Source organism: Chryseobacterium elymi, assembly GCF_003385495.1.
GTDB classification, from domain to species: Bacteria; Bacteroidota; Bacteroidia; order Flavobacteriales; family Weeksellaceae; genus Chryseobacterium; species Chryseobacterium elymi.
Map to the genome: position 1 here is coordinate 25,858 of NZ_QNUH01000002.1, position 24,793 is coordinate 50,650.

The 24,793-nt window shown below is 36.5% G+C and carries 16 protein-coding genes and 1 CRISPR repeat array; of the genes, 3 read left to right on the top strand and 13 right to left on the bottom strand.

The features are described 5' to 3' along the window. Positions 1-236 precede the first annotated feature (236 nt). The 8 genes from DRF60_RS02550 to cas9 all read right to left on the bottom strand — a co-directional run bounded on the left by DRF60_RS02550 (position 237) and on the right by cas9 (position 14,195). The gene (locus DRF60_RS02550) at positions 237-1,841 is read right to left on the bottom strand and encodes a glycoside hydrolase family 10 protein (protein ID WP_238639976.1); all 1,605 of its coding nucleotides are present in this window, start codon (positions 1,839-1,841) and stop codon (positions 237-239) included. A 133-nt stretch (positions 1,842-1,974) separates the two neighbouring features. Further along, positions 1,975-3,780: a translational GTPase TypA gene (gene typA, locus DRF60_RS02555; RefSeq protein WP_116010569.1), complete on the bottom strand. Its 1,806-nt coding sequence runs from the start codon at positions 3,778-3,780 to the stop codon at positions 1,975-1,977. A 185-nt stretch (positions 3,781-3,965) separates the two neighbouring features. Next, positions 3,966-4,229, bottom strand: coding sequence for a DUF1294 domain-containing protein (locus DRF60_RS02560; protein ID WP_317125811.1), 264 nt, complete (start codon positions 4,227-4,229; stop codon positions 3,966-3,968). Positions 4,230-4,329: 100 nt separating this feature from the next. Then, entirely contained in the window at positions 4,330-4,998 is a 669-nt protein-coding gene (locus tag DRF60_RS02565) for a YceI family protein (protein ID WP_116010570.1), read from the bottom strand. 260 nt (positions 4,999-5,258) lie between these two features. After that, a CRISPR array of direct repeats spans positions 5,259-8,000; the repeat unit is 47 nt; unit sequence GTTGTGAATTGCTTTCAAAAATTATTATCTTCGTGATTAGTCACAGC. A 58-nt stretch (positions 8,001-8,058) separates the two neighbouring features. Further along, positions 8,059-8,397, bottom strand: coding sequence for a CRISPR-associated endonuclease Cas2 (gene cas2 / locus DRF60_RS02570; protein ID WP_116010571.1), 339 nt, complete (start codon positions 8,395-8,397; stop codon positions 8,059-8,061). Beyond that, entirely contained in the window at positions 8,394-9,287 is an 894-nt protein-coding gene (cas1, locus tag DRF60_RS02575; RefSeq protein WP_116010572.1) for a type II CRISPR-associated endonuclease Cas1, read from the bottom strand. The genes cas2 and cas1 overlap by 4 nt, the downstream gene beginning before the upstream one ends. Before the next feature lie 21 nt (positions 9,288-9,308). Continuing rightward, entirely contained in the window at positions 9,309-9,830 is a 522-nt protein-coding gene (locus tag DRF60_RS02580; RefSeq protein ID WP_116010573.1) for a DUF6155 family protein, read from the bottom strand. A 153-nt stretch (positions 9,831-9,983) separates the two neighbouring features. After that, on the bottom strand, positions 9,984-14,195 hold the full coding sequence (gene cas9 / locus DRF60_RS02585) for a type II CRISPR RNA-guided endonuclease Cas9 (RefSeq protein ID WP_116010574.1): 4,212 nt from the start codon (positions 14,193-14,195) through the stop codon (positions 9,984-9,986). A gap of 219 nt (positions 14,196-14,414) precedes the next feature. Between cas9 and DRF60_RS02590 the strand changes: the two genes are divergently transcribed. Together DRF60_RS02590 and DRF60_RS02595 are read left to right on the top strand one after the other, a co-directional pair. After that, positions 14,415-16,538, top strand: coding sequence for a Tex family protein (locus DRF60_RS02590; protein WP_116010575.1), 2,124 nt, complete (start codon positions 14,415-14,417; stop codon positions 16,536-16,538). A gap of 51 nt (positions 16,539-16,589) precedes the next feature. Beyond that, positions 16,590-17,231, top strand: a complete 642-nt coding sequence (locus DRF60_RS02595) for an HAD family hydrolase (RefSeq protein ID WP_157967919.1) — start codon at positions 16,590-16,592, stop codon at positions 17,229-17,231. Positions 17,232-17,324: 93 nt separating this feature from the next. On the opposite strand, the gene DRF60_RS02600 is transcribed toward DRF60_RS02595, so the two are convergent. Beyond that, positions 17,325-18,902 (bottom strand): right-handed parallel beta-helix repeat-containing protein, encoded by a 1,578-nt coding sequence (locus DRF60_RS02600; RefSeq protein ID WP_116010577.1) that lies wholly within the window; start codon positions 18,900-18,902, stop codon positions 17,325-17,327. A gap of 162 nt (positions 18,903-19,064) precedes the next feature. On the opposite strand from DRF60_RS02600, the gene DRF60_RS02605 reads away from it, so the two are divergent. Next, positions 19,065-19,616, top strand: a complete 552-nt coding sequence (locus tag DRF60_RS02605; protein ID WP_157967920.1) for an RDD family protein — start codon at positions 19,065-19,067, stop codon at positions 19,614-19,616. 198 nt (positions 19,617-19,814) lie between these two features. On the opposite strand, the gene DRF60_RS02610 is transcribed toward DRF60_RS02605, so the two are convergent. The 4 genes from DRF60_RS02610 to DRF60_RS02625 form a co-directional block, all read right to left on the bottom strand. Further along, positions 19,815-21,386: a M20/M25/M40 family metallo-hydrolase gene (locus DRF60_RS02610; RefSeq protein ID WP_116010579.1), complete on the bottom strand. Its 1,572-nt coding sequence runs from the start codon at positions 21,384-21,386 to the stop codon at positions 19,815-19,817. A gap of 175 nt (positions 21,387-21,561) precedes the next feature. Beyond that, positions 21,562-21,738 (bottom strand): histone H1, encoded by a 177-nt coding sequence (locus DRF60_RS02615; protein ID WP_116010580.1) that lies wholly within the window; start codon positions 21,736-21,738, stop codon positions 21,562-21,564. 254 nt (positions 21,739-21,992) lie between these two features. Continuing rightward, positions 21,993-23,342 carry a DUF3526 domain-containing protein gene (locus DRF60_RS02620; protein WP_116010581.1) on the bottom strand — a complete coding sequence of 450 codons (1,350 nt, stop codon included), beginning with the start codon at positions 23,340-23,342 and terminating at the stop codon, positions 21,993-21,995. A 2-nt stretch (positions 23,343-23,344) separates the two neighbouring features. Further along, the gene (locus DRF60_RS02625; protein WP_116010582.1) at positions 23,345-24,793 is read right to left on the bottom strand and encodes an ABC transporter permease; all 1,449 of its coding nucleotides are present in this window, start codon (positions 24,791-24,793) and stop codon (positions 23,345-23,347) included.

A 24,793-nucleotide genomic window follows, 5' to 3' on the forward strand; every position in this document is an offset into this window, starting at 1 on the left:
AAATAATATGCAAAAATGATTCCGATAGGGTTTTATTTTTTTCATTGTCAATTTAAATCTTATTTACAAATAACTGAATTACATTAATTTAAATGAATAATTTATAGTTATTCTAAAATAAAAACCAGTCCTTTTCTGAACTGGTTTTATTATTTTTGATGAAAGCTAGAGATCTTTTTGCAACTTCAGTCCCTCTACCTTTTTCTATTCCTTCAAACTCTTTTTCTTCAAAACATCTATTTTATCTTTTTAGCTATATAATCACTTTCATTTCCAAGTCTGTCTACTGCTTTTATTGCAACTGCATTCAATCTTTTACCCTCTTTAGATTTAGGAATGTCTTTTGAAAGGGTATCCAATGTAAAGATTTCCGTTTCCCAAACTCCGTTGTACTGGGTAAAAAGTACCCATTGGAAGACATTTCCGATATTTTTAGTACTCCAGTTCGTTTGTACAAAACTTCCATTATCGGTTGTAAATAAAGTCGGAGTCTGTAATGGAACTGCCTTTATCCATGGCGTTTTCGGAACTAATGCTTTTTCGCTGTAAGGTCCGTTTTTTAAAGTAGGCAGCATGCCTGCATTTCTGGTTAATCCTGCAATGCTCCAATGAATTTCTCCGGCATTGTTCTTAAGAACCTGTCTGGAAATTTCAATCTGATTCTTAATTTCCGTAGGGCGATCCGATACTTTGATCTCAACGGTGTTAAGGCCCGGCCAAAGATGGCGGTTCATTGTATTTTCGGATTTCCACCAATTCAAAAGTGCTTCAAACCCCTGACCTTTTGAATCAATCGGCCAGTACAGCTGTGGAGAGAAATAATCTACCCAGCCTTTATTCAGCCATAATTTTGCATCAGCATATAGTTCATCATATTGAGAAGATCCTACGATTCCTGCAGGGTATCCGGGTTTCCAGATTCCGAACGGACTGATTCCAAATCTTACATAGTCTTTCTCAGCATGGATTTCTTTGTAAATTCTTTCCACAAATCTATTGACGTTATCTCTTCTCCAATCTGCTCTGGATAATGTTCCACCGTTCCTCTGATATTCGTTCCAGGTTGCATTATCGGGAAAGTCTGCTCCCCTGTTGTAGGTTGCGTAAGGATAGAAATAATCATCAAAATGTATGGCATCAATGTCATATCTTTTCACAATATCTTTTACCACATTGGAAACATGCCCCTGCGTTTTGGGATTGGCAGGATCGAACCAATACATTCCGTTCTTTAATCTTACAACAATATCGGAAAGTTTGCTCGCCATAGACAGACTGTTTACAGCACCACCGTTTGAGTGATGGGCACGGTAAGGGTTCAACCATACATGAAGTTCCAAGCCTCTTTTATGTGCTTCTTCAATCCAGAACTGAAGAGGATCATAATTCGGATATGGCGCTATTCCGGTCTGTCCGGTCAGAAAGTATGACCATGGTTCTATATTACTTGTATACAACGCATCCGCAGAAGGCCTGATCTGGAATATCGCTGCATTGAAATTATTGTCTTTCAACATATCAAGCATACTTATGGCTTCTGCTTTCTGCTGATCAATCGTTAAATTATTTCTTGAAGGCCAGTTGATATTGGCTACACTAGCAATCCAGGCTCCGCGGAATTCTCTTTTAACCTCCGGAAGAGCGGTTCTGAAGTTTTCATCAGCAGGAGGTACTGCTGTTATAGGTTTTGCTGTGGTAACCGGATCTTTAGGTTTTATGGTATTGCTGTTAGGCTTTGCCGTATTTTTTGCTGGTGCTGTTTTTACAGTACTGGTCTGTACTGAGCAGCTGGTATATGATGCAAAAACTCCGGCCAAAACGGTAAGCTTTATAATATTCATTCTCATCGTCTGCAAACTACTTTAAATTTATTCTTTTCTAAGAGATTATTATGCCAAAATAAACATTTTAAGACATAGTCTCATAAGAAAGCCCCGAAAAATTCGAGGCTTTTCTAGTATATATAAGAATTTCTTATGCTTTCGCTGATCTGTCCATTCTTTTTCTTTCTTCTTCAGAAAGGATTTTCTTTCTCATTCTGATGAAGTTAGGAGTTACCTCAATCGCTTCATCACCCTGGATGTATTCCATACATTCTTCCAGTGAGAATAAAATTTTCGGTGCAACACCAGTATCTTTATCTTTTCCGGAAGCTCTCATATTGTTCAGCTGTTTTGCTTCTACAATGTTTACTACCAAATCTCCAGGCTTATTTTGTTCACCGATGATCATACCTGCATAGATTTCCTCGCCCGGATCCACGAAGAATTTACCTCTGTCCTGTAATTTAGCGATAGAATATTCTGTGGCAGGACCTTGAGTTTTGCTGATCAGTACTCCATTGTTTCTTCCAGGAATAGCACCTTTGAAGGGCTTATATTCTGTGAAACGGTGCGCCATAATAGCTTCACCAGCAGTAGCAGTCAACATCTGAGAACGCAATCCGATTAAACCTCTTGAAGGAATTTCGAATTCCATATGTTGCATTTCTCCTTTAGTTTCCATAATGTGAAGGTCACCTTTTCTCTGAGTAGCCAAGTCGATTACTCTTGAAGCAAATTCCTCCGGAACATCAACGACCAAAGACTCATAAGGCTCACATTTTTCTCCATCGATTTCTCTAAGGATAACCTGTGGCTGGCCAATTGTCATTTCGTAACCTTCTCTTCTCATGGTTTCAATTAAAACTGACAAGTGAAGAATACCTCTACCGAAAACAAGGAATGTATTGGCATCATCAGTCTGCTGAACTCTTAATGCTAAGTTTTTCTCTAATTCTTTTGTTAATCTTTCTTTCAGGTGGTTAGAAGTTACATATTTACCGTCTTTACCGAAGAAAGGTGAGTTGTTGATAGAGAACGTCATGTTCAATGTAGGCTCATCAATGGCTGTTCTTGGCAATGGTTCCGGATTTTCAAGATCTACGAATGAATCACCGATCTGGAAAGCATCAAAACCTACAACAGCACAGATATCTCCTGCTTTTACTTCTGAGACTTTTTTCTTTCCTAAACCTTCAAAAACGTATAGTTCTTTTACTTTTCCTTTCAGAACTTTACCGTCTGCCTGAGCAAGTCCGATCCACTGAGATTCTTTGATCTCTCCTCTGATCACTTTTCCAATTGCGATTCTTCCTAAGAAAGAAGAAAAGTCAAGAGAAACGATCTGCATCTGCAACGTTCCTTCTTCTACTTTAGGTTCAGGAACATATTGCAGGATACCATCCAATAATGGAAGAATATCTTCAGTCTGCTCCAATGAAGTGTTGAACCAACCTTGCTTGGAAGAACCGTAGAACGTTGGGAAATCCAATTGCTCTTCAGTAGCCTCAAGATTGAAGAATAAGTCAAATACCTGGTCATGAACTTCTTCAGGACGACAGTTTGGCTTATCTACTTTATTGATAACCACTAAAGGTCTAAGTCCTAATTCCAATGCTTTTTGAAGTACAAATCTCGTCTGAGGCATCGGTCCTTCAAAGGCATCAACCAATAGGATTACCCCGTCTGCCATTTTTAAAACTCTTTCTACCTCACCACCGAAATCGGCGTGACCAGGTGTATCAATTACATTAATTTTAGTGTCTTTATAGGTAACAGAAATATTTTTGGATAAGATCGTAATACCTCTTTCTCTTTCAAGGTCATTGTTATCCATTATTAATTCTCCACTTTCCTGATTTTCTCTGAAAATGTTTGTAGCATGAATAATCTTGTCAACCAAAGTCGTCTTCCCGTGGTCAACGTGTGCGATAATCGCAATATTTCTAATGTTTTGCATGAATGATTTTTACGGGTGCAAAAATAGTGTTTTTTAATGAATAATGAGCAAGAATATAGATTAATTAACAAATTCATAATGAGCATGTTCACTGCTCTGCCCCGTTAAAGCTTTAAAATTGAATATTTTATAAATATATTTAAATTGAAGATTAAGAATCTACCATTGGGTTTTAATGATTGACCTTACCAATATTTTTCTGAAAAATAAATACATAAGATCTGAATTAAAATTATTGCGCCAAATTTCAGCAAAAATGATTTTTTTGAAACTTTATGCCTGAAAATAAACATACCTAAAATTCCTCCTATAGTTCCTCCTATAAAAGCTGCTCCTAAAAGTGTAGTCTCAGGAATTCTCCTTCTATGTTTAATTGAAAGTCTTTTGTCCCAGCTAAAAATAATGAAAGTAATAAAATTTATTATCAGCAGAATGTATATCATAATCATAGTGCAAAAGTAGTGAATTGAGCAATGGCTTCGAGTGCATCGCTCGCAACAAAAAAAGCTGCCTTCCTAAGAAAGCAGCCTAAGTATTTGTATCAACAAATTATTTTTTAGCTTTTACATCAACAGCAATTTCGATGTCTTTGCTGATCATCCATTCTGCCGGATCTGCTTCTGAAGTACCGAATTTGATTCCCCAATCTGCTCTGTTTACTGTAAATTTAGCCTGAACAGAAGCTGAACCTTCGGTAACATCTACTTTAGCAGGGAAAGTTACGTTCATTGTTTTTCCTGATAACGTAAGGTTTCCGCTTACTGTTTTGTTTGCTCCGGCTACTGCATCTGCAGGTGCTTCTTTAAGATCTGCCACGCTTGTAATTTTAAAATCTGAAGTTGGGTTCTTTGCTGTATCAAAGAAATCAGGATTTTTTAAGTGAGCTTCAAGATCTGCTGGTTTTTTATCTTTTTCTGTTACTGAAGCCGGATCTACTTTAATAGAATTCATATCGATTACAAAGTTTCCAGCAGTAAGCTGACCTTCTTCAACGCTTAAATCTCCTGATTTTACACTAAGTGTTCCCCAACGAGGAGCCATACCTCCTTTGTGGAAAGCTTTCCAGTTTACTACAGAAGTAGCAACATCAACTGCTAACACTTCTCCTTTACTTTCTGCCACTGTCTGCTCTGTTGCAATATCTGCTGACTTTTCTTTCGTACATGATGCTGCAAGTAATCCTATTCCTACCAATGCAATTACACTAAGTTTTTTCATATTGTTTATTTGTATTAAAAAAATTTAATTAAAATCTTAATTTCAAGTTCCAAAAATAGAAAAACCATATCAATTATCATCTTAACATACATCAAGAAAATAAAAATTTCTTTTTTATTGGCTATTGTAAAAATGAAACAGTTGAAAAAGGATATCCAAAATATTTCCCTCCACAGTAAAATTGCCTACTTTGTCAGTCTAAAATTATTATCTTCGTGATTAATCACAGCGCTAATTCATCTGGGAGCATTGTAGGCATAGTTGTGAATTGCTTTCAAAAATTATTATCTTCGTGATTAGTCACAGCGAAATTCCAGGTAATGGGTGATAACTGGGAGTTGTGAATTGCTTTCAAAAATTATTATCTTCGTGATTAGTCACAGCTCCAGAAGGGGATTTCTTTACTGTCTTGGTGTTGTGAATTGCTTTCAAAAATTATTATCTTCGTGATTAGTCACAGCCATTCTTTCGCAAAGATAAACAACCGTGATGTTGTGAATTGCTTTCAAAAATTATTATCTTCGTGATTAGTCACAGCGCTTTTATCAGCTTTAAGTCTGTCCATGAAGTTGTGAATTGCTTTCAAAAATTATTATCTTCGTGATTAGTCACAGCCTTGCCACAGAATTTACATTCTTCAAATCTGTTGTGAATTGCTTTCAAAAATTATTATCTTCGTGATTAGTCACAGCCATGTACCTGTTAAGCCTTTAGTATTTGATGTTGTGAATTGCTTTCAAAAATTATTATCTTCGTGATTAGTCACAGCCGGGAACCCATCAATACAGGACATACAATCGTTGTGAATTGCTTTCAAAAATTATTATCTTCGTGATTAGTCACAGCCAGAATATAAATAAACCTTATACTCCTCCGGTTGTGAATTGCTTTCAAAAATTATTATCTTCGTGATTAGTCACAGCATAGCTGATTTAATATCAGAAATGCAACATGTTGTGAATTGCTTTCAAAAATTATTATCTTCGTGATTAGTCACAGCTTATGTATATTTGCCAATATGGAAGCCAGCGTTGTGAATTGCTTTCAAAAATTATTATCTTCGTGATTAGTCACAGCACTGGATCTGTTTTTAGACTTCGTAGATGCGTTGTGAATTGCTTTCAAAAATTATTATCTTCGTGATTAGTCACAGCTAAAATTAATGATGGGGAAATAATAACCGTGTTGTGAATTGCTTTCAAAAATTATTATCTTCGTGATTAGTCACAGCTGTTTAGAAATTTGGTAATAGTGTCCTGTAGTTGTGAATTGCTTTCAAAAATTATTATCTTCGTGATTAGTCACAGCGCCACCACGTTGAAGCCGCTTAACTCCATAGTTGTGAATTGCTTTCAAAAATTATTATCTTCGTGATTAGTCACAGCTTGGATCCGTGCAGGATCATTGCTTTTTCCGTTGTGAATTGCTTTCAAAAATTATTATCTTCGTGATTAGTCACAGCCTGTCTCAGATTCTTAATTGTAGACTCAAAGTTGTGAATTGCTTTCAAAAATTATTATCTTCGTGATTAGTCACAGCAGGAACGTAATCTAAAACCTCAATAGACCCGTTGTGAATTGCTTTCAAAAATTATTATCTTCGTGATTAGTCACAGCATTTTTGGCGCTGCCGGGTTAATGATTTCGGTTGTGAATTGCTTTCAAAAATTATTATCTTCGTGATTAGTCACAGCCAAAGTGCTTCGCGTAAATCAAATTACTACGTTGTGAATTGCTTTCAAAAATTATTATCTTCGTGATTAGTCACAGCTGCTGAACAGTTGGCGAAAACAGCAGTTCCGTTGTGAATTGCTTTCAAAAATTATTATCTTCGTGATTAGTCACAGCACCTTACAAAAAGCTTCCATTGTCATTGTAGTTGTGAATTGCTTTCAAAAATTATTATCTTCGTGATTAGTCACAGCAGCTGTGGACTGGTCAAAGCCTAATGCACTGTTGTGAATTGCTTTCAAAAATTATTATCTTCGTGATTAGTCACAGCGGTGTTCCATCGTAATCTCCTGGATCTTTAGTTGTGAATTGCTTTCAAAAATTATTATCTTCGTGATTAGTCACAGCAAGAGTTATGCAGCTAATAAGTCTTTAGTAGTTGTGAATTGCTTTCAAAAATTATTATCTTCGTGATTAGTCACAGCAGCCAATTGGACAGCAACAGATACCTTGGCGTTGTGAATTGCTTTCAAAAATTATTATCTTCGTGATTAGTCACAGCATATCCATGATGATTGACTTTCCATAGTATGTTGTGAATTGCTTTCAAAAATTATTATCTTCGTGATTAGTCACAGCCAATACTCCATAGTTCGTTATTTGTTGTCAGTTGTGAATTGCTTTCAAAAATTATTATCTTCGTGATTAGTCACAGCAAGGTTGAAGACGTTGAAATGCCATTCCAGGTTGTGAATTGCTTTCAAAAATTATTATCTTCGTGATTAGTCACAGCATCCAGCAATCGCATAACTATTCCAATCTCGTTGTGAATTGCTTTCAAAAATTATTATCTTCGTGATTAGTCACAGCGAGATAGTACCATTCAAATGGTGGGACGGAGTTGTGAATTGCTTTCAAAAATTATTATCTTCGTGATTAGTCACAGCCTCTCTCTGTTCTGAGCAGATACCAAAGCCGTTGTGAATTGCTTTCAAAAATTATTATCTTCGTGATTAGTCACAGCGATCTTATGGATGATTATAATCTTGTTAGGGTTGTGAATTGCTTTCAAAAATTATTATCTTCGTGATTAGTCACAGCATTCCTCACTACATTTTATTGTGTATTGGGGTTGTGAATTGCTTTCAAAAATTATTATCTTCGTGATTAGTCACAGCTTCTTAGTAAGCTTTCTGAATTGATTATGTGTTGTGAATTGCTTTCAAAAATTATTATCTTCGTGATTAGTCACAGCTTATTAACTTTCGAAGCTTTTCCCGTCACGGTTGTGAATTGCTTTCAAAAATTATTATCTTCGTGATTAGTCACAGCTTCAAAATTTAATCCATTGATTATCAATGGATTTTATTATTATTTAGGATTTAAAAAACTAGAATAATTCGAGTTGTTGGAAGGTCGGCGGAGGTTCTTCTCTATTCCTGGCAAAGAAAATCTCAATATCTCCAAATTGCTTATCTGTAATAGACATGATGGCTACCTTACCTGCTTTAGGCAACATATTTTTAACTCTTTTGATATGGACTTTGGCATTTTCCCGACTTGGACAATGTCTTACATACATCGAAAACTGAAACAACGTAAATCCGTCATCCAGCAACCGTTTTCTAAACAAATTAGCATCACGCATATTCGCTTTGGTTTCGGTTGGTAAATCATACAGTACTAACACCCACATAATCCGGTATGCATTAAACCTTTCGGCATTCATAAGAATTCAGGATAAGAAATCAGACGTTTTTCTCCCGTATAACATTTATAAAGCGAGGAAGCAGTCGTTTTCACTGCCACCAATAATGGTCTCTTCTTATCATCAATCAAGACATCCACTGTTGCAATTTTCAATAGGTGAGCTTTAAACTCTTTTGTGAGATCCTCGGAATCCGGATTTTGTATAAGCCATTGCATCACGAGGAAATCTACAAATGGGCGATATGGCTCCATTATATCATCTGCAAGACAATATGGGTTATATTTATTTTTATGAAAAATCCCCAACACGGGCAGCAATCCCGTTTCCACCAATGCTCTGGCAACTATACTTCTTAAAACTGCATATCCAAAATTAAAAAACTGGTTAGGAGAATCTCCAAAACGTTGTCTTAAAAAATCCAGGCTAATGAGATATTTCCAGTAATGTTGTGCCGCAATTCCTTCCATATTCGTAATATCTCCACTTTTTACATTTCGCTGATATTCAAGCATAGGCTCATAATAATTACCTAATTTTAAAAGAACCTCTTTCTGATTTTCTATTTTACATTCTACCGTTTGCTTCCATAGCTGCTTTTTAAGTGGTTCACTGGCATCAAGCTGATCTTTTATGCGATCTGAATGTTCTGTATGTCCATACAGCGGCAACATAATACCATGAGGAAGATGATGGGCATCACAGCTTACCACGACCACATTATTTCCCATCATTCTTTGAATCAGCTGATGGGAAATAGTAATTTGAAAATGATCCAACATCAGCAAGCCTAAATCCTCCACTGGAACTTTGCCTTTCATCTCGTTGGAAGAAGGTTCCATAATATACATTTGTTCGTCTTTGAGCTTGAGATAAGCGGGATTGCCGATGTAGATGGAGCGGGTAATCATAGCTTTAGTTTTTCTATAAATTTATTCTTCGTAATACTGATAATAAATATCCGCAATATCATCTGCAAAACCATAACCACAAGAAGAAGCCCATTCAACACATTGCATGGCTCTATTTTGAAATTGCTTTAGTAAATGGTGTTTCTTTAAAAATTCGAGCGCCGATTTATAGTTGTTATAAGACGAATTGTAAAATTGTTCGGAATAATCTCCATATAACGCGGTAAGTTCACAGGCACTTTCAGGTAAGTAGAGCATCACATCTGCCAAAGATTCTGGTGAGGGTTGCAAGTTTTTAAAATCAGTGATAGCACGTTTTGCAACCGAAAACTTTTCTGTACTTCGCATCGGATTTTCTACGTTAAATTCTTTTCGGATCAGTTTTTTATATTTATCTACTAATTCTTTTTCGTTTTTGGGATTCAAGTAAAAAGTATAAAACTCTTTTACAGCTTTGTTATTATCATACAAATCAAGAATCTGCTCTACCAATTGCTCTTTGGTAAGGCTAGAAAGTTCTTTTTTAAGGGCGGCTTTGGACATAATTTTAGTTCTTAGTATTCTCCGATTTCTATAATATTTCCTAAACTTTTTTTGTTTTCGTTTTTACATTTCATAAACATATTTTTTCATGGATTACTGATTAGGCAGGTGGATTGCCCATATAAATGGAACGGGTTATCATTTTTTCACTTTTCAATATTCTCCAACCTGAACAATTTTCCCAAGGTGATTCAATCTTACTTTTACTATATTCCTTAAACCTTCAAGACTTTTCAATTGTACATAAGTAATATTTCGTAATTCTTTTCTTTCTTCAACAGTCGTTTCCAAATGATGTCTAAATACAAAATCTCTAATAAAAGAGTTTCCGTAACTAACTTTTGAAATTTTCTGAACTCTGAACAAATTTTTAGAAATGACCGCTGCATTTTTCTCGTCAAACAGATCTATTTCATTTGGAACAAAATCTTTATTTGGAAAAAGAAACATTTCATTCTGCTTTAATGTAAATAACAAACTATATCCTTTCTCATTATTATAATTTTTATCTATCACAGGTTGATTTTGATTGACCCTTTCGACAGCTTCATAAAATGATACCATCCTATCATCGAGGTTTTCTTCTGCATCAAGATAAACAGCTAAATGATGATTATTCCCTGTACTTACAAAATCCACAGAAATCCTATTTCCATTGTCATCCAGTATTTCATTTCCAAAATGATCTTTTTTAAAATGTAAAGACTCTGCATTACTAACACCTGTAATGCTCACTGTTTTAATTGAAATTCCCTTTTCCTGATTGAACCAGATTGGATTTTTATCTAAATTGGAAAAGGCTTCTTTTGCATTTCCATTAAATTCATCCAGCCTCTTTTTCAAAAGTTCTCTAGTACCCTGGTCTATAATTTTTTCTAAATTCTTATAGTCTTTAAAATTTTCAGGATTAACAGATTTTCTGATGGTATACACAGTATCATACCATGCAAGAATCACTTGTTCAGGTACGGTCCCCTTTTTGTCATCACTTATATAAACAGGATTTTTAAGTATCCCATTTTTCCCTGCAAATGCTTTTTTAGGATCATTGTCATTCTTTTCAAGTCTTTGCAAAAGTGCATTCCTATACTCCTTATTTTGTACTTTCAGAATGGTTTTATAATCAAATTTAGCTGATACTTTTTCCTCTTTCGTCTGTAAAATCTTAGCCGTTCCATAAATAGTTTCCTTATGAAGCTGCCCTCTCGGTGTAAGTTCTGTCTTTTTTATTATTCCTCCTTTTTTCTTAATTTTATTAACATTAGAGGTGACTACTTTATTTTTGGCTTTATGTGAAATCAGTACTTCTTCAAGATGTTTTTTGGCTTCTTTACGAAAACCAGCAATTGGAGATTTAAATTTTCTTGATTGAGAACCATTCTTCTTTTCAACTATTTCTGTAATAAGATTTTCGATGGCATAGATATGATGATGCTCTTTATGCTTTTCATCTTTTCTGGCGTTTAGATAATTCAGGTACTGAATATGATTACGAGTGGTAAAGGCAACAGTTAATGCATCCATTGCATGATGACGATGATCATTTCGTTTTGTCCAGTCCTTAATGACCTCTTTTTCTTCACCTTTCGAGTTGATGACCATCTCCGTTAATCCTAGCTTTCTGAATTTTTCGAGATTAAGTTCTTTCATCGTATTTATAAGATTCCAGTCTTCACGAAGTTTGTCGGTAATATTTCCTGAAGTAGAAACCACAGAATTGGTAATTCCAAAGAGAATTTCTCTTGCTTTTTTAGCTATATATTGGGTATCGCGTAAATCTCTTTCTATAAACCCTTCTCCGATTTCTGCCCCTTTTTTCTGTAGCTTTTCATACTTAGCTTTGGAAATATCTTTATTATTAAATAATTCCTTAATCATATTAAGAAAATGTTCCTCCCTATCTTTTCCTTTACCGGAAATAAAGTCATACGCTGTGAGGTTTGCTTTCTCTAAATTGGCCTGTCTTGGAACAAGCACTTTATTGGAAAAACTATCATCAAAAAATCTTGATTGGGGAATAATATGGTCTATATCATATTTGTTTGTAAATAAATTTTCTTTTTCAATTTTGGTATTGGTATATAGATCTTTAAATCCATTGTTCGAAAGCTCAAGATAAAGTTTGTACCTGATAATATCATTTCGCGATGGACTGGTAACGTTAAATTCTTTTTTTAAGATTTCAGCATATTTTTGATGAAGAAGTGTGGCATCATTGATGCTTTTATTCATTTCAGCTCTTTCTTCTGCATTCTTTTTTAATTCTCTTGCCAGCTCTATTCTAACTTCATCAGGCTTTCCATATTCAGCAATCACGGCATTGACAACGTTGATCATCTGATTAAGTATTTTCTCTACTACAGGATTTCTAAGAGAATTTTTTGGAAGAATTTCCAATGTATCCTTTAAAACTCTTTTTTCAAGCTCATCCGCAGTTAAAGAATCCTTAGAATGATTATATCCTGCAAGACTGCAAGCATAGCTGTATTTATTTTCTTTATTGTAAGGATAAATTTTTCTCATAGCCTTACTACTCAGGCTTCCATATTCCTGAGGAAAAGTAATTGACGATAAAATTTTAGCATGTTCTCGTTTGAAGCCAAATTTTTTATTCAACAGTTCATAAAGTTTCTCATTTCCAGATGCTGAATCATCAGCTTCATAAGAATACAGTAAATGCCAGAGCTGATAGAAAGGCTGTTTTTCAAATTCCGGATTAGAAACTTCTGCATCAAAATCCAAGATCGAAACATCTATATAATTAACTTCAAAAACAGATCTAACCATTTCTCTTATTTCAGAAGCCGGAACTTTCAGATCAGATAACTTGACTTCCTCTTTATCTTCTTTTATCTTCAACAATTCGAAAATAGAATATCCTTCGAGCTCCAAAATTTTCAGATAAGCATCATAAAATTTTTCGTTCGTTCTATTCCCTTCAATCGATTTAAAATTGATCTTGACATCTTTTGCTTTAAACCCGATAAGCTCCAAAATTTTTTGAGAACCAAGATTACCTTTGATATTCAGCTCATCAAAGAGCAATTCTTTTTCTTCCCAATCAAGTGGTCTTCGTCCTTCATCATTTTTAATTTCAATATTGTTGAGTACCTGCCAGATCTTAAATTCCTGAAATAGGGGTGAAGATTTGGGAGCAACTTTTAACCCAACCTTTTTTCTCTTTACTTTTCCGTTATCCTTAATTTCAATCTCACGACTTTCGAATTCGCAGAAACTGATTAATCCTTTTTGTGATTTTAATTTTCTCTGATAAAAAATAACAACATCAAGGATATCATCTTTTAGTCTTGCACTTAAAACAGGATGGAAGTTTTTCTGTGTCTCCCATATTCTTTCGAATTCATCCAAATAATCCTGTCTGTAAAACACTTGATTTTTCAACCTTGTATGCGAATTGGTGCAAAGTTGATTATATAAATATTCTCCTATTGTCTGCTGATTAAAATACAGTTCTTTGCTTCGGTCACTAATTGCGCCCAGGTACCCACTGGAATTATTCAGATTATGATTGATTTCCGTAATGACATACGCCACTTCTTTAATTTCTAACTGCTTACCTACCGCATTGTTTCTCCATTCATAAGCCATGAGTTTTTTTTCTTCTCTTGTTCCTTTATTGTCGGCAGTATAGATTTTGTGGCGGTTCAGAAAGACAGCAATAGTAGCCCGTTGTCCCTTTCCTTCTAATTCTTTTTTTAAATCATCTGTTAAAACTTCAGGATAAAACTGTTTCTGAAATTTCCAGACCCTATCAAATTCATTTTGAAGATCAGACCTGTAAAAATCCGGGATCTTTTTCTTTCCATTTTTAAGAAGTTGATAAGCGTATTCTCCTGGGGTAAGACCTTCTTCATACAGTTTTTTTGCAATCTCCATTCCGTCAATAGCCATACCTTCATCATCATTCTGAACTTTCCGGCTGCTTTTATACCCTCTTTTTTTATTAATCAGAAATAGGACCCTCGCCAATTCATACAGTTCTACTCTTTCCTTTGCTGCTTTAGCTCTCAATGCATGAGTTTGAAACGTCGAATTTTTTCCATTCTCTGCTAAAATATCATCTTCACTCAGAATCTTATTTTTGATGAGTATATCTAATAAGTTTTCTCTCCTCAACTTAAAACGCTGCAGATTTCTTCTTGCGCTTCTGGCTAAAGTTCTCCCGGCATTAGTCGTAATAGGTTTTCCTTTTTCAAAATTAGTCTGTTCATCCACTGTTAAAGGATTAACACGGACTCCCAACTTAATTATTTTATTATTTTCCGGATTTTTTACATCTTCATCCACAATGGCCCAACCAATAGATGAAACGCCAAGATCCAGTCCCAAAATTCTCTTAGTCATGTGTATCAGTTATTAGAATTTCATAAATGTAAGAAGAAATAAATAATGCTAATTACGGTTTTCCATACTTTTCATTACAATCTATTTTATTATATTTGTCTTAATAATTTTGAAAAGCAATTCACAATAAGGATTATTCCGTTGTGAAAACATTCAAGGCGGGGCAACTCGCCTTTTTTTCATTCTAAAGCAGTATTTTAGCCTTCCGAAAACAAAATAATGACAACCGTAACCTTTATACAGCAACAGCTCAATATACCCGAAAAGAGCATCAACAATACCCTTCAGTTATTAGCAGAAGACTGTACGATTCCGTTTATTTCCCGTTACAGAAAGGACAAAACCGGGAACCTTGATGAAGTTCAGATCGAACAGATTTCTAAAATCAGTAAACAGTTTGAAGAAATCATAAAGCGAAAAGACAGCATTTTAAAATCAATTGAAGAACAGAATGCGCTGACATCCGAATTGAAACAGAGAATTGAGGAAAGCTTCGACATTCTGGAATTGGAAGATTTATACCTGCCCTTCAAAAAACGCAGAAAAACGAAAGCGGATACCGCCAAAGAAAAAGGACTGGAACCTTTAGCCAGGATCATTATGAGCCAGAAAAGCAATGATCTGCAGTTTTTGGCTTCCCAATACCTGAACAATGAAGTTTCATCTGAGGAAGAAGCACTTCAGGGTGCAAGAGATATCATGGCGGAATGGATTAATGAAAACATGTACGTCCGTAAAAACCTTCGCCGCCTGTTCCAGCGTAAGGCCGTGATCACTTCTAAAGTGGTCAAGGTCAAAAAAGATGATGAAGACGCTCAAAAATTTTCGCAGTATTTTGAATGGGAAGAAAATCTGAACAGGACTCCTTCTCACAGGCTATTGGCAATGCTCAGAGCTGAATCTGAAGGTTTTGTAAAACTTAATACAGGCATTGATAAAGAAGAGGCCATTGATTTTATCGAAAAAGCCATCATCAAATCCAATAATGAAAGTTCGGATCAGATTGCCCTGGCCATTAAAGACAGCTATAAAAGACTTTTAGAGTCTGCCATTTCTAACGAAGCTTTGCAGGAGGCTAAAGAAAAGGCAGACAAAAAAGCGATTGAAATATTTTCCGAAAACCTGAGCCAGCTTCTTCTCGCGCCACCTTTAGGCGAAAAAAGAATTTTAGCCATTGATCCGGGGTACAAAAGCGGCTGTAAAGTGGTCTGCATTGATGAAAAAGGTGATCTTCTCCATAATGAAACCCTCTACCCTCACGCCCCACAGAATGAAAGCGGAATGGCCATGAAAAAGATCCGTTCTATGGTGAATGCCTACAATATTGAAGCGATTTCCATCGGAAACGGAACAGCAAGCCGTGAAACTGAGTTTTTCATTAAGAAAATTGCATTTGATAAACCACTACAGGTTTTTGTGGTTTCGGAGGCAGGAGCATCGGTATATTCTGCAAGTAAAATTGCGCGAGACGAGTTTCCATCTTATGATGTGACGGTGCGTGGGGCGGTTTCTATCGGGAGAAGACTGGCTGATCCGTTGGCAGAACTGGTTAAAATTGATGCAAAATCCATCGGTGTTGGGCAATACCAGCATGATGTAGACCAAACTCAATTGAAAAACGAACTTGATTCTACAGTTATGAAGTGTGTAAATTCTGTAGGAATCAATCTGAATACAGCAAGCAAATCATTGTTGAGCTATGTTTCGGGGATCGGGGAGAAAATGGCGGAGAACATTGTTAATTACCGAACGGAGAATGGTGCTTTTGAAGACAGGAAACAGCTTAAAAAAGTTCCGAGGCTTGGAGAAAAAGCCTATCAGCAGGCTGCAGCTTTTGTAAGAATTGCCAATGCGAAAAATCCACTCGACAATTCTGCCGTGCATCCGGAAGCTTACGGAATTGTAGAAAAAATGGCCAAAGACCTGGGTATAAAAACCAACGAGCTGATTGCCAGCAAAGAGAAAACAGCTTTGGTAAAGCCGGAAAATTATGTTACAGAAGAAATAGGAATTTTAGGGATCAAGGATATTTTAAAAGAGCTCGAAAAACCGGGATTAGACCCTAGAAAAGCAGCTAAGGTATTTGAATTTGATCCTAATGTAAAAAGCATCAGAGATTTAAAACCCGGAATGATTCTTCCCGGAATCGTCAATAATATTACGGCTTTCGGCTGTTTTGTAGACATGGGGATCAAGGAAAGCGGCCTTGTCCATATCTCCCAGCTGAAGGACGGATTTGTTTCTGATGTAAATGAAGTGGTAAAACTTCATCAGCATGTACGTGTAAGAGTGACAGAAGTGGATGAAGCCAGAAAAAGAGTGCAGCTGAGCATGATTTTATAATGCATTTAAAAGACCGTTAAAATACCAACATTAATAAAAACAACAATACAATTGAGCTATAAGAATTTAATTTTCGATCTGGATGGAACACTTTGGGATCCCAGAGCCACTATCATCAAAGTATGGAATGAGGTCCTGATGAGACATGAGCTGATAAAAAAAGAAATGAAACCTGAAGATATGAACCAATACCTGGGTTTACTGGCAGATGACATTTTAAAAGATATCATTCCGGGAATTTCTGATCAGAAAATTAAGGAAGTACTTTCTGAGGTTGTACAGCAGGAAAGTAAAGTTCTGCGCCTTCATGGTGGTATTTTGTATGACGGAGTTGCAGAAACCCTGCACCATCTGGCGGTAAATCATCAGCTTTTCATAGTCAGCAACTGCCAGGACGGATATATTGAAGCTTTTTTAGACTATTACCAGTTCAACGACTTATTTACAGATATTGAATGTTACGGCCGGACTAAAAAACCTAAATCTGAGAATATCCGTTTGATTTTAGAAAGGAGTCATTTAAGTAGTGAAAATTCAGTTTATATTGGTGATACGCAAACCGATTATGATTCTGCAAAAACCAATGGCCTGCCTTTTATTTTTTGTGAATATGGCTTTGGAAAGTTGAGTACAGACGATTATAAACCTTCTGTTTCTAAGTTTTCAGATTTGGAATTTTGCATTAAATTTTAAAAATCACATCGCACTTTATCGCATAAATAAGGCTGTCCATTGAGACAGCCTTATCAGGTTTCTATTATTTAAGATAAGCTTTAATATTCTCTTTTACGATTCCTGTACAGGAGCCGTTAATAAATTTTTGTAATTGTTATTCAAAAGCCGTAAAGCTACAGCAGTATTTAAAAATCTATATGGAGTAACAGCATTCAATACTGTGTTCCCTACAATTTCATAAGTATCCTGAAAAGTCTGTTGTACTACCGGATCTTCTATAAACTCTACAAAAATACCATATTTCATAGCATCACCGCTGCCTATCATCTTGTTATTTCTTACAGAGATTTCTTTATTTCTTGTGCCGCGTATGGTAATTCCCGTTAAGAGATCTTCCAAACCTGAATTTTTCATTCCGGGATTTTCAATGGTGTTAAAGTTGGCAGATAATAAATAATTCTTTCCTTCAATCATAATTCCACTTTCCTGGGTTGTCTTGATATTATTATTACAGATTTCCACCCCTTTGGTGTCAGAAATATAAATTCCTGCATAGCTAATACCATTGATCACGTTATTGGAAACTACACCCAAGTCAACAAATCTGACATTGATGCCATGCTGGCCCGCATTTCTCACCACATTTCCTGAGATTACCACATTTTTTGCATAAAGTTGGGGAGCACCAGGCGTTGTATTATTGATTAAAATACCATCTCCGCCTACACTTGTATTTTCAACAATATTATTGGAGATCACTATATTATTACTGATATAACCTGCATTATCCGAGTTTTGAAGCTTAATCCCTACTTTCATGGTATTTCTCACTCTGTTTCCTATCACCGTAAGATTGGAAATACCGGAATCAAGGTACATTCCATGCTCCAGGATTGTATTTTCTACGTCATTATCTGAAATACTGACGAAATTAGAATTTTCGACAATATAGATACCTTGTGATGAATTTTCAAAGTAATTTTTAAAAATTGTGATATTTTTTCCTCCTACTACAATCCCCATATTGTCCTTTCTACCACCGGTAATTTCTTCTGCCCATGTTTTGGTAAATAAATTCTTGACTTTATTGAATCTAAAGGTTAAATACTCTACACCATTCAGTCCTGATACCGCAGAATAGGTAAAGTTTTCAAATATGTTCTTCTCGATCATAAGATTTTTTGCTTGGGTGCAAAGAATTCCTACATTTCGGGAACTGGCATTAACAACATAATCAACACCTTCTCCTTTTAACATAAATCCTGTAATGGAAATATTTTCCTTTTGCTCACAGTTAAAAATTTCTGCTTTGACTTCGGTCTGTTTTATCGTACACTTATTTGAAAGGATTTTCTGGTTGTCTTGAAGGTAAAGCGTTCCTTTAATTTCAATGGACATTTCATCAAAGAATGTATTATATCCCAGAGCCAAAGCTTTGTTGATACGCTCTGTAACTGTTGGTGCCAGGATTCCGGCTTCCCTGATATTCCACCATAATACGTTGACATATCCGGACCATTGTCTTTCATAAAAATCATTGTCTTTTTTTCGGTAGATGACGCCATCCTCAACGGCAGTCCCAATTTTTTTGTAAACAACAGCCTCGTGCGTGTAATTATCTACCAACTGCACAAGGTCTTCGTTAGGATAACTATTACCCGATGTAAAAAAAGCATTTGCGTAAATCATAAAATTTTGTTTTTTGGTTTAAATTAATTGGTAAAATATTTCTTCTTTAATTTTACTAATGCAAATGTAGGCGCGCGATACGACAGAAGTTGACGTGTTTTATTAAACTATTATTGTTATGTTTGAATGAGCAGAAAAAAAATCAGAACTGTAAAAAAACCAATGAAAATATCCGAACTTAAGGAAAGAAGAATCATCCGAAGACCCACCCACGAGTTCGATGAATTTGGGTACAGAATTTATAATTCTTTTGAATATGATTTTCCCTACGATGCAACTTATAAAGGCAACGAAACAGAAAGACTTCTCGCTAAACTTATCGATATGCTGCCCTTCTTCCTTATTTTCTTTTTTGTATTTGAAAAAATAGGTTTCATTAGTTTTTTGTATTCCATTCCGTGTGTCATTATTTCTGGGACTTTATGCGAATGGTACTTGGGAACGTCTTTAGGAAAAGCTGTATTTAAAATAAAAGTAATTGATGATTTTGGAAACTATCCCGGGCTGTTATTATCTTTAAAAAGAAACTTTTTGTGTCTCGCAAATTTCTGGCCCATCTTTTCAGATTATATCCCGCTAGCCAATCATACGTGGGAAAAGGAACATACTGAGATGCATTTCAGCATGAACCTGAACAATAAGATCTGCAAAACTTATATCATTAAGAAAAGTAAAATCCAAGAAATAAGGAACCTTCTCTATCCGCAAAAATAAAGGCTGTACAATAATCTGTACAGCCTTTTAATATTTCCAGGAAATTTAAAACCCGGTTAATAAAATCTCATATCTCGCATCTTGGTTTTTAGAATTTACCATTCACTTGCGAAGCAAAATTCACCATTCACTTTAGTCTCAAAATCTCCAATCTGATGTCTGAAATCTTGGTTCTTGGCTCTTGGTTCTCCAAAACGTCTATTTATATTCCTTAGAATCTCTTCTCGGTTCCTTAGCTTCCGGCCATTTTACCGTTTCCCCTTTATCATCCTTAGGCATCACTCTCCTTTCTCTGCTGGTAAATTCAGGGTCTTCTGATGCCATATAAGCCAGTGCAGCCGTTAAAACCACATTGTTTTTCACCTCATCAAAAACGATCTTGTCATACGTATCTTTCGTTGTGTGCCATGTATATCCGAAATATCCCCAGTTCAATGAGCTTAAAGAAAATCCTGGAACTCCGGCCGCTACGAATGACGCATGATCAGAACCGCCACCGCCGGGCATTCCCGGGAAATCTGTTTTAATGTGATCTCTCACGGTTTTAGGAACTCCATTCAGCCATTTCCCGATATAGCTGTAAGAATCCACGAATCCCTGCCCACTGATATTGATTACACGTCCCGTTCCGTTATCCTGATTGAATACTGCCTGTGTCCCCTTTATAATCTGTGGGTTATCTGCTACGAAGCCTCTGGAACCATTCAATCCCTGCTCTTCACTTCCCCAAAGTCCAATAACGATAGTTCTTTTATTGTTCGGGTAATATTTTTTCAGTATTCTCATGGCCTCAAGCATGGTAAGCGTACCTGTTCCGTTGTCTGTTGCTCCCTGAGCACCATCCCAGGAATCAAGGTGGGCAGAAAGAATCACATACTCCTCAGGCTTTTCTTTTCCTTTTATAATACCGATCGTATTAAGGTTTTTCGCATCAGGAAGGATTTTGGACTGCGCTTCTACCCTGATTTTAGGTTTCGCACCCTTTTCTGCCATTCTGTAAAGCATCCCGTAATCTTCCAAATCAATGTCGATCATTGGAATCTTTGAAGTCTTCGCTCCGAAAATCCTGTTCGCTCCCATGATACCTGTCCAATTGGAAATAGCAATTCCTGCTGCTCCTGCTTTTTCCAAAGCTTCCGGAAGCGTATTATTGTCATAGCCAATGTTTTTTACATAATCACGGAAGTCTTTTCCGGCCTGTTCTTTTTCTGCCTTCAGTTTTTCATACAGTTCCGGTGTAGCAAATTCTTTGATCTGCTCATCTGAACGTCCGATTTTCTGGTATTGGGCCATAAGCACTATTTTCCCTTTTGCGGAAGGAAGCCATGCATCAAATTCCGCTTTGGAAGAAACTTTTGGAAGCACTACAGCCTCAGCTTCTACTGCTTTTTTCGTTGCCGGGCTCCACGCAAGCTGTGTTGCAGCCAATGATTTCACACGGGGGTACACCATGTCTACATGGGTAATTCCACGCTGCCACCCTTTCCATGTGCCAAACTGCTGCAAACTTGATTCTATTCCCCAGGAACGGAGTTTAGCTGCAGACCATTCATTGGCAGCCAACATTTCAGGAGTTCCTACAAGTCGTGGTCCGATACCATCCAGAAGCTCATAGGCCATATTTTCCAGCTGGGAATTGTTATTGATTTCATCTACAAAGCTTTTCACAATAGGATCAAGTTTTTCTTTAGGACCTACCTTCACCTGAGCCCATGAGAACTGGGCGGCCAGCATAAGCGCAGACAGAGCAAAAAAATTATTTATCTTCATAACATATATTGAATGCTTAAAGATAACAGAATTTGCGTGAATAAAGAAGAAAATGCAGAAATAAAAGGGCTATTTTACAAATATGTCAGTCTGGGAATTTTGGTCAGAATCAGACCGTTGACCAGTACAATCATGGCATAAAAAAACCGGCTCAGTGAGCCGGCTTGGGAACGAATTATTTTTTAGCTTCTTCTACAGAAACTTTTCTGAATTCTTTGAACAGTTTGCTAAGTTCTAAAGCTGATTTACGAGCTCTTGTACCTGCAGCTTTGTTTCCTTTTTCTGCTTGTTGGTTAGCCTCAGTTGCAAACGCTTCGAATTCAGCGCTGATTTTTTCAATTAGTTCTTTCATTATTTTTAAAATTTAGGGTGCAAATATAGGTTTTATGGTAATTCCAGCCTAACTACGACTAAAAAAATTTGAGTCAAAATGCTATTTTTTTCTTCTTTTCTTTCACACGGCTGTCATTTTTTATGGTTATAATAAAAATTCAGTGCTTTTATTAGCCTTATTGATCCTGTAAAAGGATTATTAGGTTATTATATTTTACTTTCGTCCATCCATTTATTCTTCTTCAAGATTCTATCTTTGTTTCAACAGATACCTTACAAAACCGTTTGCTTCTTAAAATTGACAGTTCCCAGATAAAAAAACAGGAGACTAAACAGCAATAATGGCCCCAGCATAACCAACCAGTTAATTTTGCTCCGTTCGCTGTAATATTCCAGTTGAAATTGCTGCCAGTAGATACTCCCCGTCGGCTCGTTCGCAAAGATTTTAGGATAAAACAAAAGCCTTTTGCCTTCATGAAAACGCTCTGCAGCCTGTGTAAACCTTAACTGATCGGCTAATCCAGATCCTGTAAGATCACTCAACTGAAACTGTACATGAAGTCCAGGAACAAAATAAGAAAGGGTACGGCTCATTTCTTCTCTTTTCCAAAGCTTTGCTTTCAATTGATCAGATTGGTTTTTAGACTCATCATCTCCCATCTGCTGCATCGCATAATACCAAAGCCAGCTGAAGCTTTCTTTTGGATATCCGTACGATCTAAACTGCGGATAATGTTTGTAAAATTTGTCTAAAGTCGGCTTCTGGTCGGTGTCCCATTTTTCATGATAGGCCTCTCTTTGCTCAATTGCAGTATCCAATGCTTCCGGTAAAGGATATTTACTTAGAATAAAAGTATTGAGCACGGCGGGAAAAATAACTGTAAGCACAATCCAGAAACACAAAAGCCCGGCAGCACCTGCTCGGGAACTCTTATTCCAGGAAACTACCCAGAAACTTAAAGCAAACCAAACGATAATATAAAAGACTGATACCAGAACAAAACCTGCCAGTGCCCCATTAATCCTTAAGTTCAGAATGGGAACTGTCAGAATAATCAGCAACAGTAAAATTCCGGTAATAAGCGCAAAACGGACCATAAATTTTTTAAACAGAATTCTGAAAGGTGTTTGGGACTGTACGGAAAGCAGAATCCATGTACTTTCCTCTTTTTCTTCGGACAAAAGATTATAACAGTAAGAAATAATCACCAACGGGAAGAGGAAAATAATCACAAAGCCCAGATCCAGACTGCCCAGAAGCAGACTTACAGGATTCTGAAGATCCGTATCGTGCTTCTGTCCTTCCAGATTTCTGATCGTTAAAATCTGTATAGAAGGATTTACATCCCGCTGCCCTATTGAAAGCGCATTCAGGTTGTCTGTTTTATTAACCAATCCAAATTTCAGGTAATATAATAAAAGTCCGAGATCCTTTTCTATATAGCCTGTATACCTTTCAATATGTTCTTTCTGGTATACAGCCGTATGCTCAATATTGGCTTTCTGTTTCTCTATAAACTGCCTTCCCACAAAAATACTGACCAGACCTGATAACAGCAGGAACAGCATTCCCAGATAGGCAGAACGGGAACGGATGAAGTTCTTAAATAATAAAAGATACATGATTAATTTATTTTTATTGTTTTAGACATAAAATGAAGGACGAAAAGAAGGCCCAATGCCCACACCAGAAGGGAAATCACAGAAACCATCTCATTCTGAAACAGTGTTGTCTGATCAATAAACCGGTATTGAAAATCAGGGAGTTCTTTCCAGTGATCACTGCTGATGGTATAAGGTTTATCATTACCCTGTTGCTTTTTGTTGCTGATGTTTTCCATCTGCAGTTTGTTCATTAGCTGTGCCAGCTGGTATCTGTATCCTTCAACCTGTTCCTGATAATTGATGTAGGAATTAAAATCTGAACCGGTAAGTGCTGCCGACAGATCTTTAACCGCCTGGAAAGGATTCACAAAGGCCAGTGAACGGTTAATGCTGTTCTGTTCTTCATAAATATCAAGCTGTTTTTGCCAATGTCTGTTGTAAATTCCGGAGCTGATTTTTTCTCCTTCCGCCATGATATAGCCGCTGTAATTAAAAGGCAGTTCTTCCACGGTTTTCACCTGATAAGCATGCAGAAGAGAATCTTTTATTCGTTGGTAATAGATGTCATTCGGATTGTGGCTGTCTCCGGTTTTTACCAGTTCATTTTCAACGTTGGTGTCAAAATCTATTTTTGATGGCGCCGGATGCAGATACGCTCCGAAAGCCTGTGCTGTTCTGGGAATAATCACGATAAACAGCAGCCACAAACCTATCAGTTTGACTAAAGAAGATCTTGAAGTTTTGCTTACTGCAGATACCATTACACAAACGCTGCAAACAATGAAAAAGTAGATCAGATAGGCTCCGCCAATCCAGAATAGGCGAAGAAATTCATCAACTGTGCTTTTAAAATCTGTCAGAGAAAACCACATGACCACCAACAGGATCATCACCGGAACAAAAACCAATCCCACCAGGCAAAGCAGTCCCAGTATTTTCCCGGCAAGCAACTCTTTCCATCGTACGCCCTGGCTGATCAGTACTTTCAAGGTATTATTTTCCCTTTCAGCCGAAATACAGCTGAATCCCAGGAAAAATATAAATAATGGAATCAGGGTCTGCAGAATCATTGCCGTACTTACCTCTCCGAACCTCAACATTCCTGATGAAAAACCGGCCTCTGAGAAATTAACGGTATTCTGCTTATGAGCTTCCAGAAATACTGAATTTCCCATATACCGTTCCAAGCCATAATCGAAAAAGCTTAAAGGATATCTTGCCCTGAAGATCAGGTAACCGTAATGAGCCATTCGGTGGGGATGTTTATCCGGCTTTCCCTCCCATTGCTTTCGTACATCCACCTGATGTTTTACCCTGGTATCTTCCTGTGTTTTATAGTCCTGCCAGCCTGTATAGGCAGCAAATACAAACAGGAGACTCAGAATCATCAGAAGAAAAATGACGGCCTTATTTTGTAATGACTGTTTCCAAAACTGTATTGAAATCAGACGGATAATATGTATTCTCAT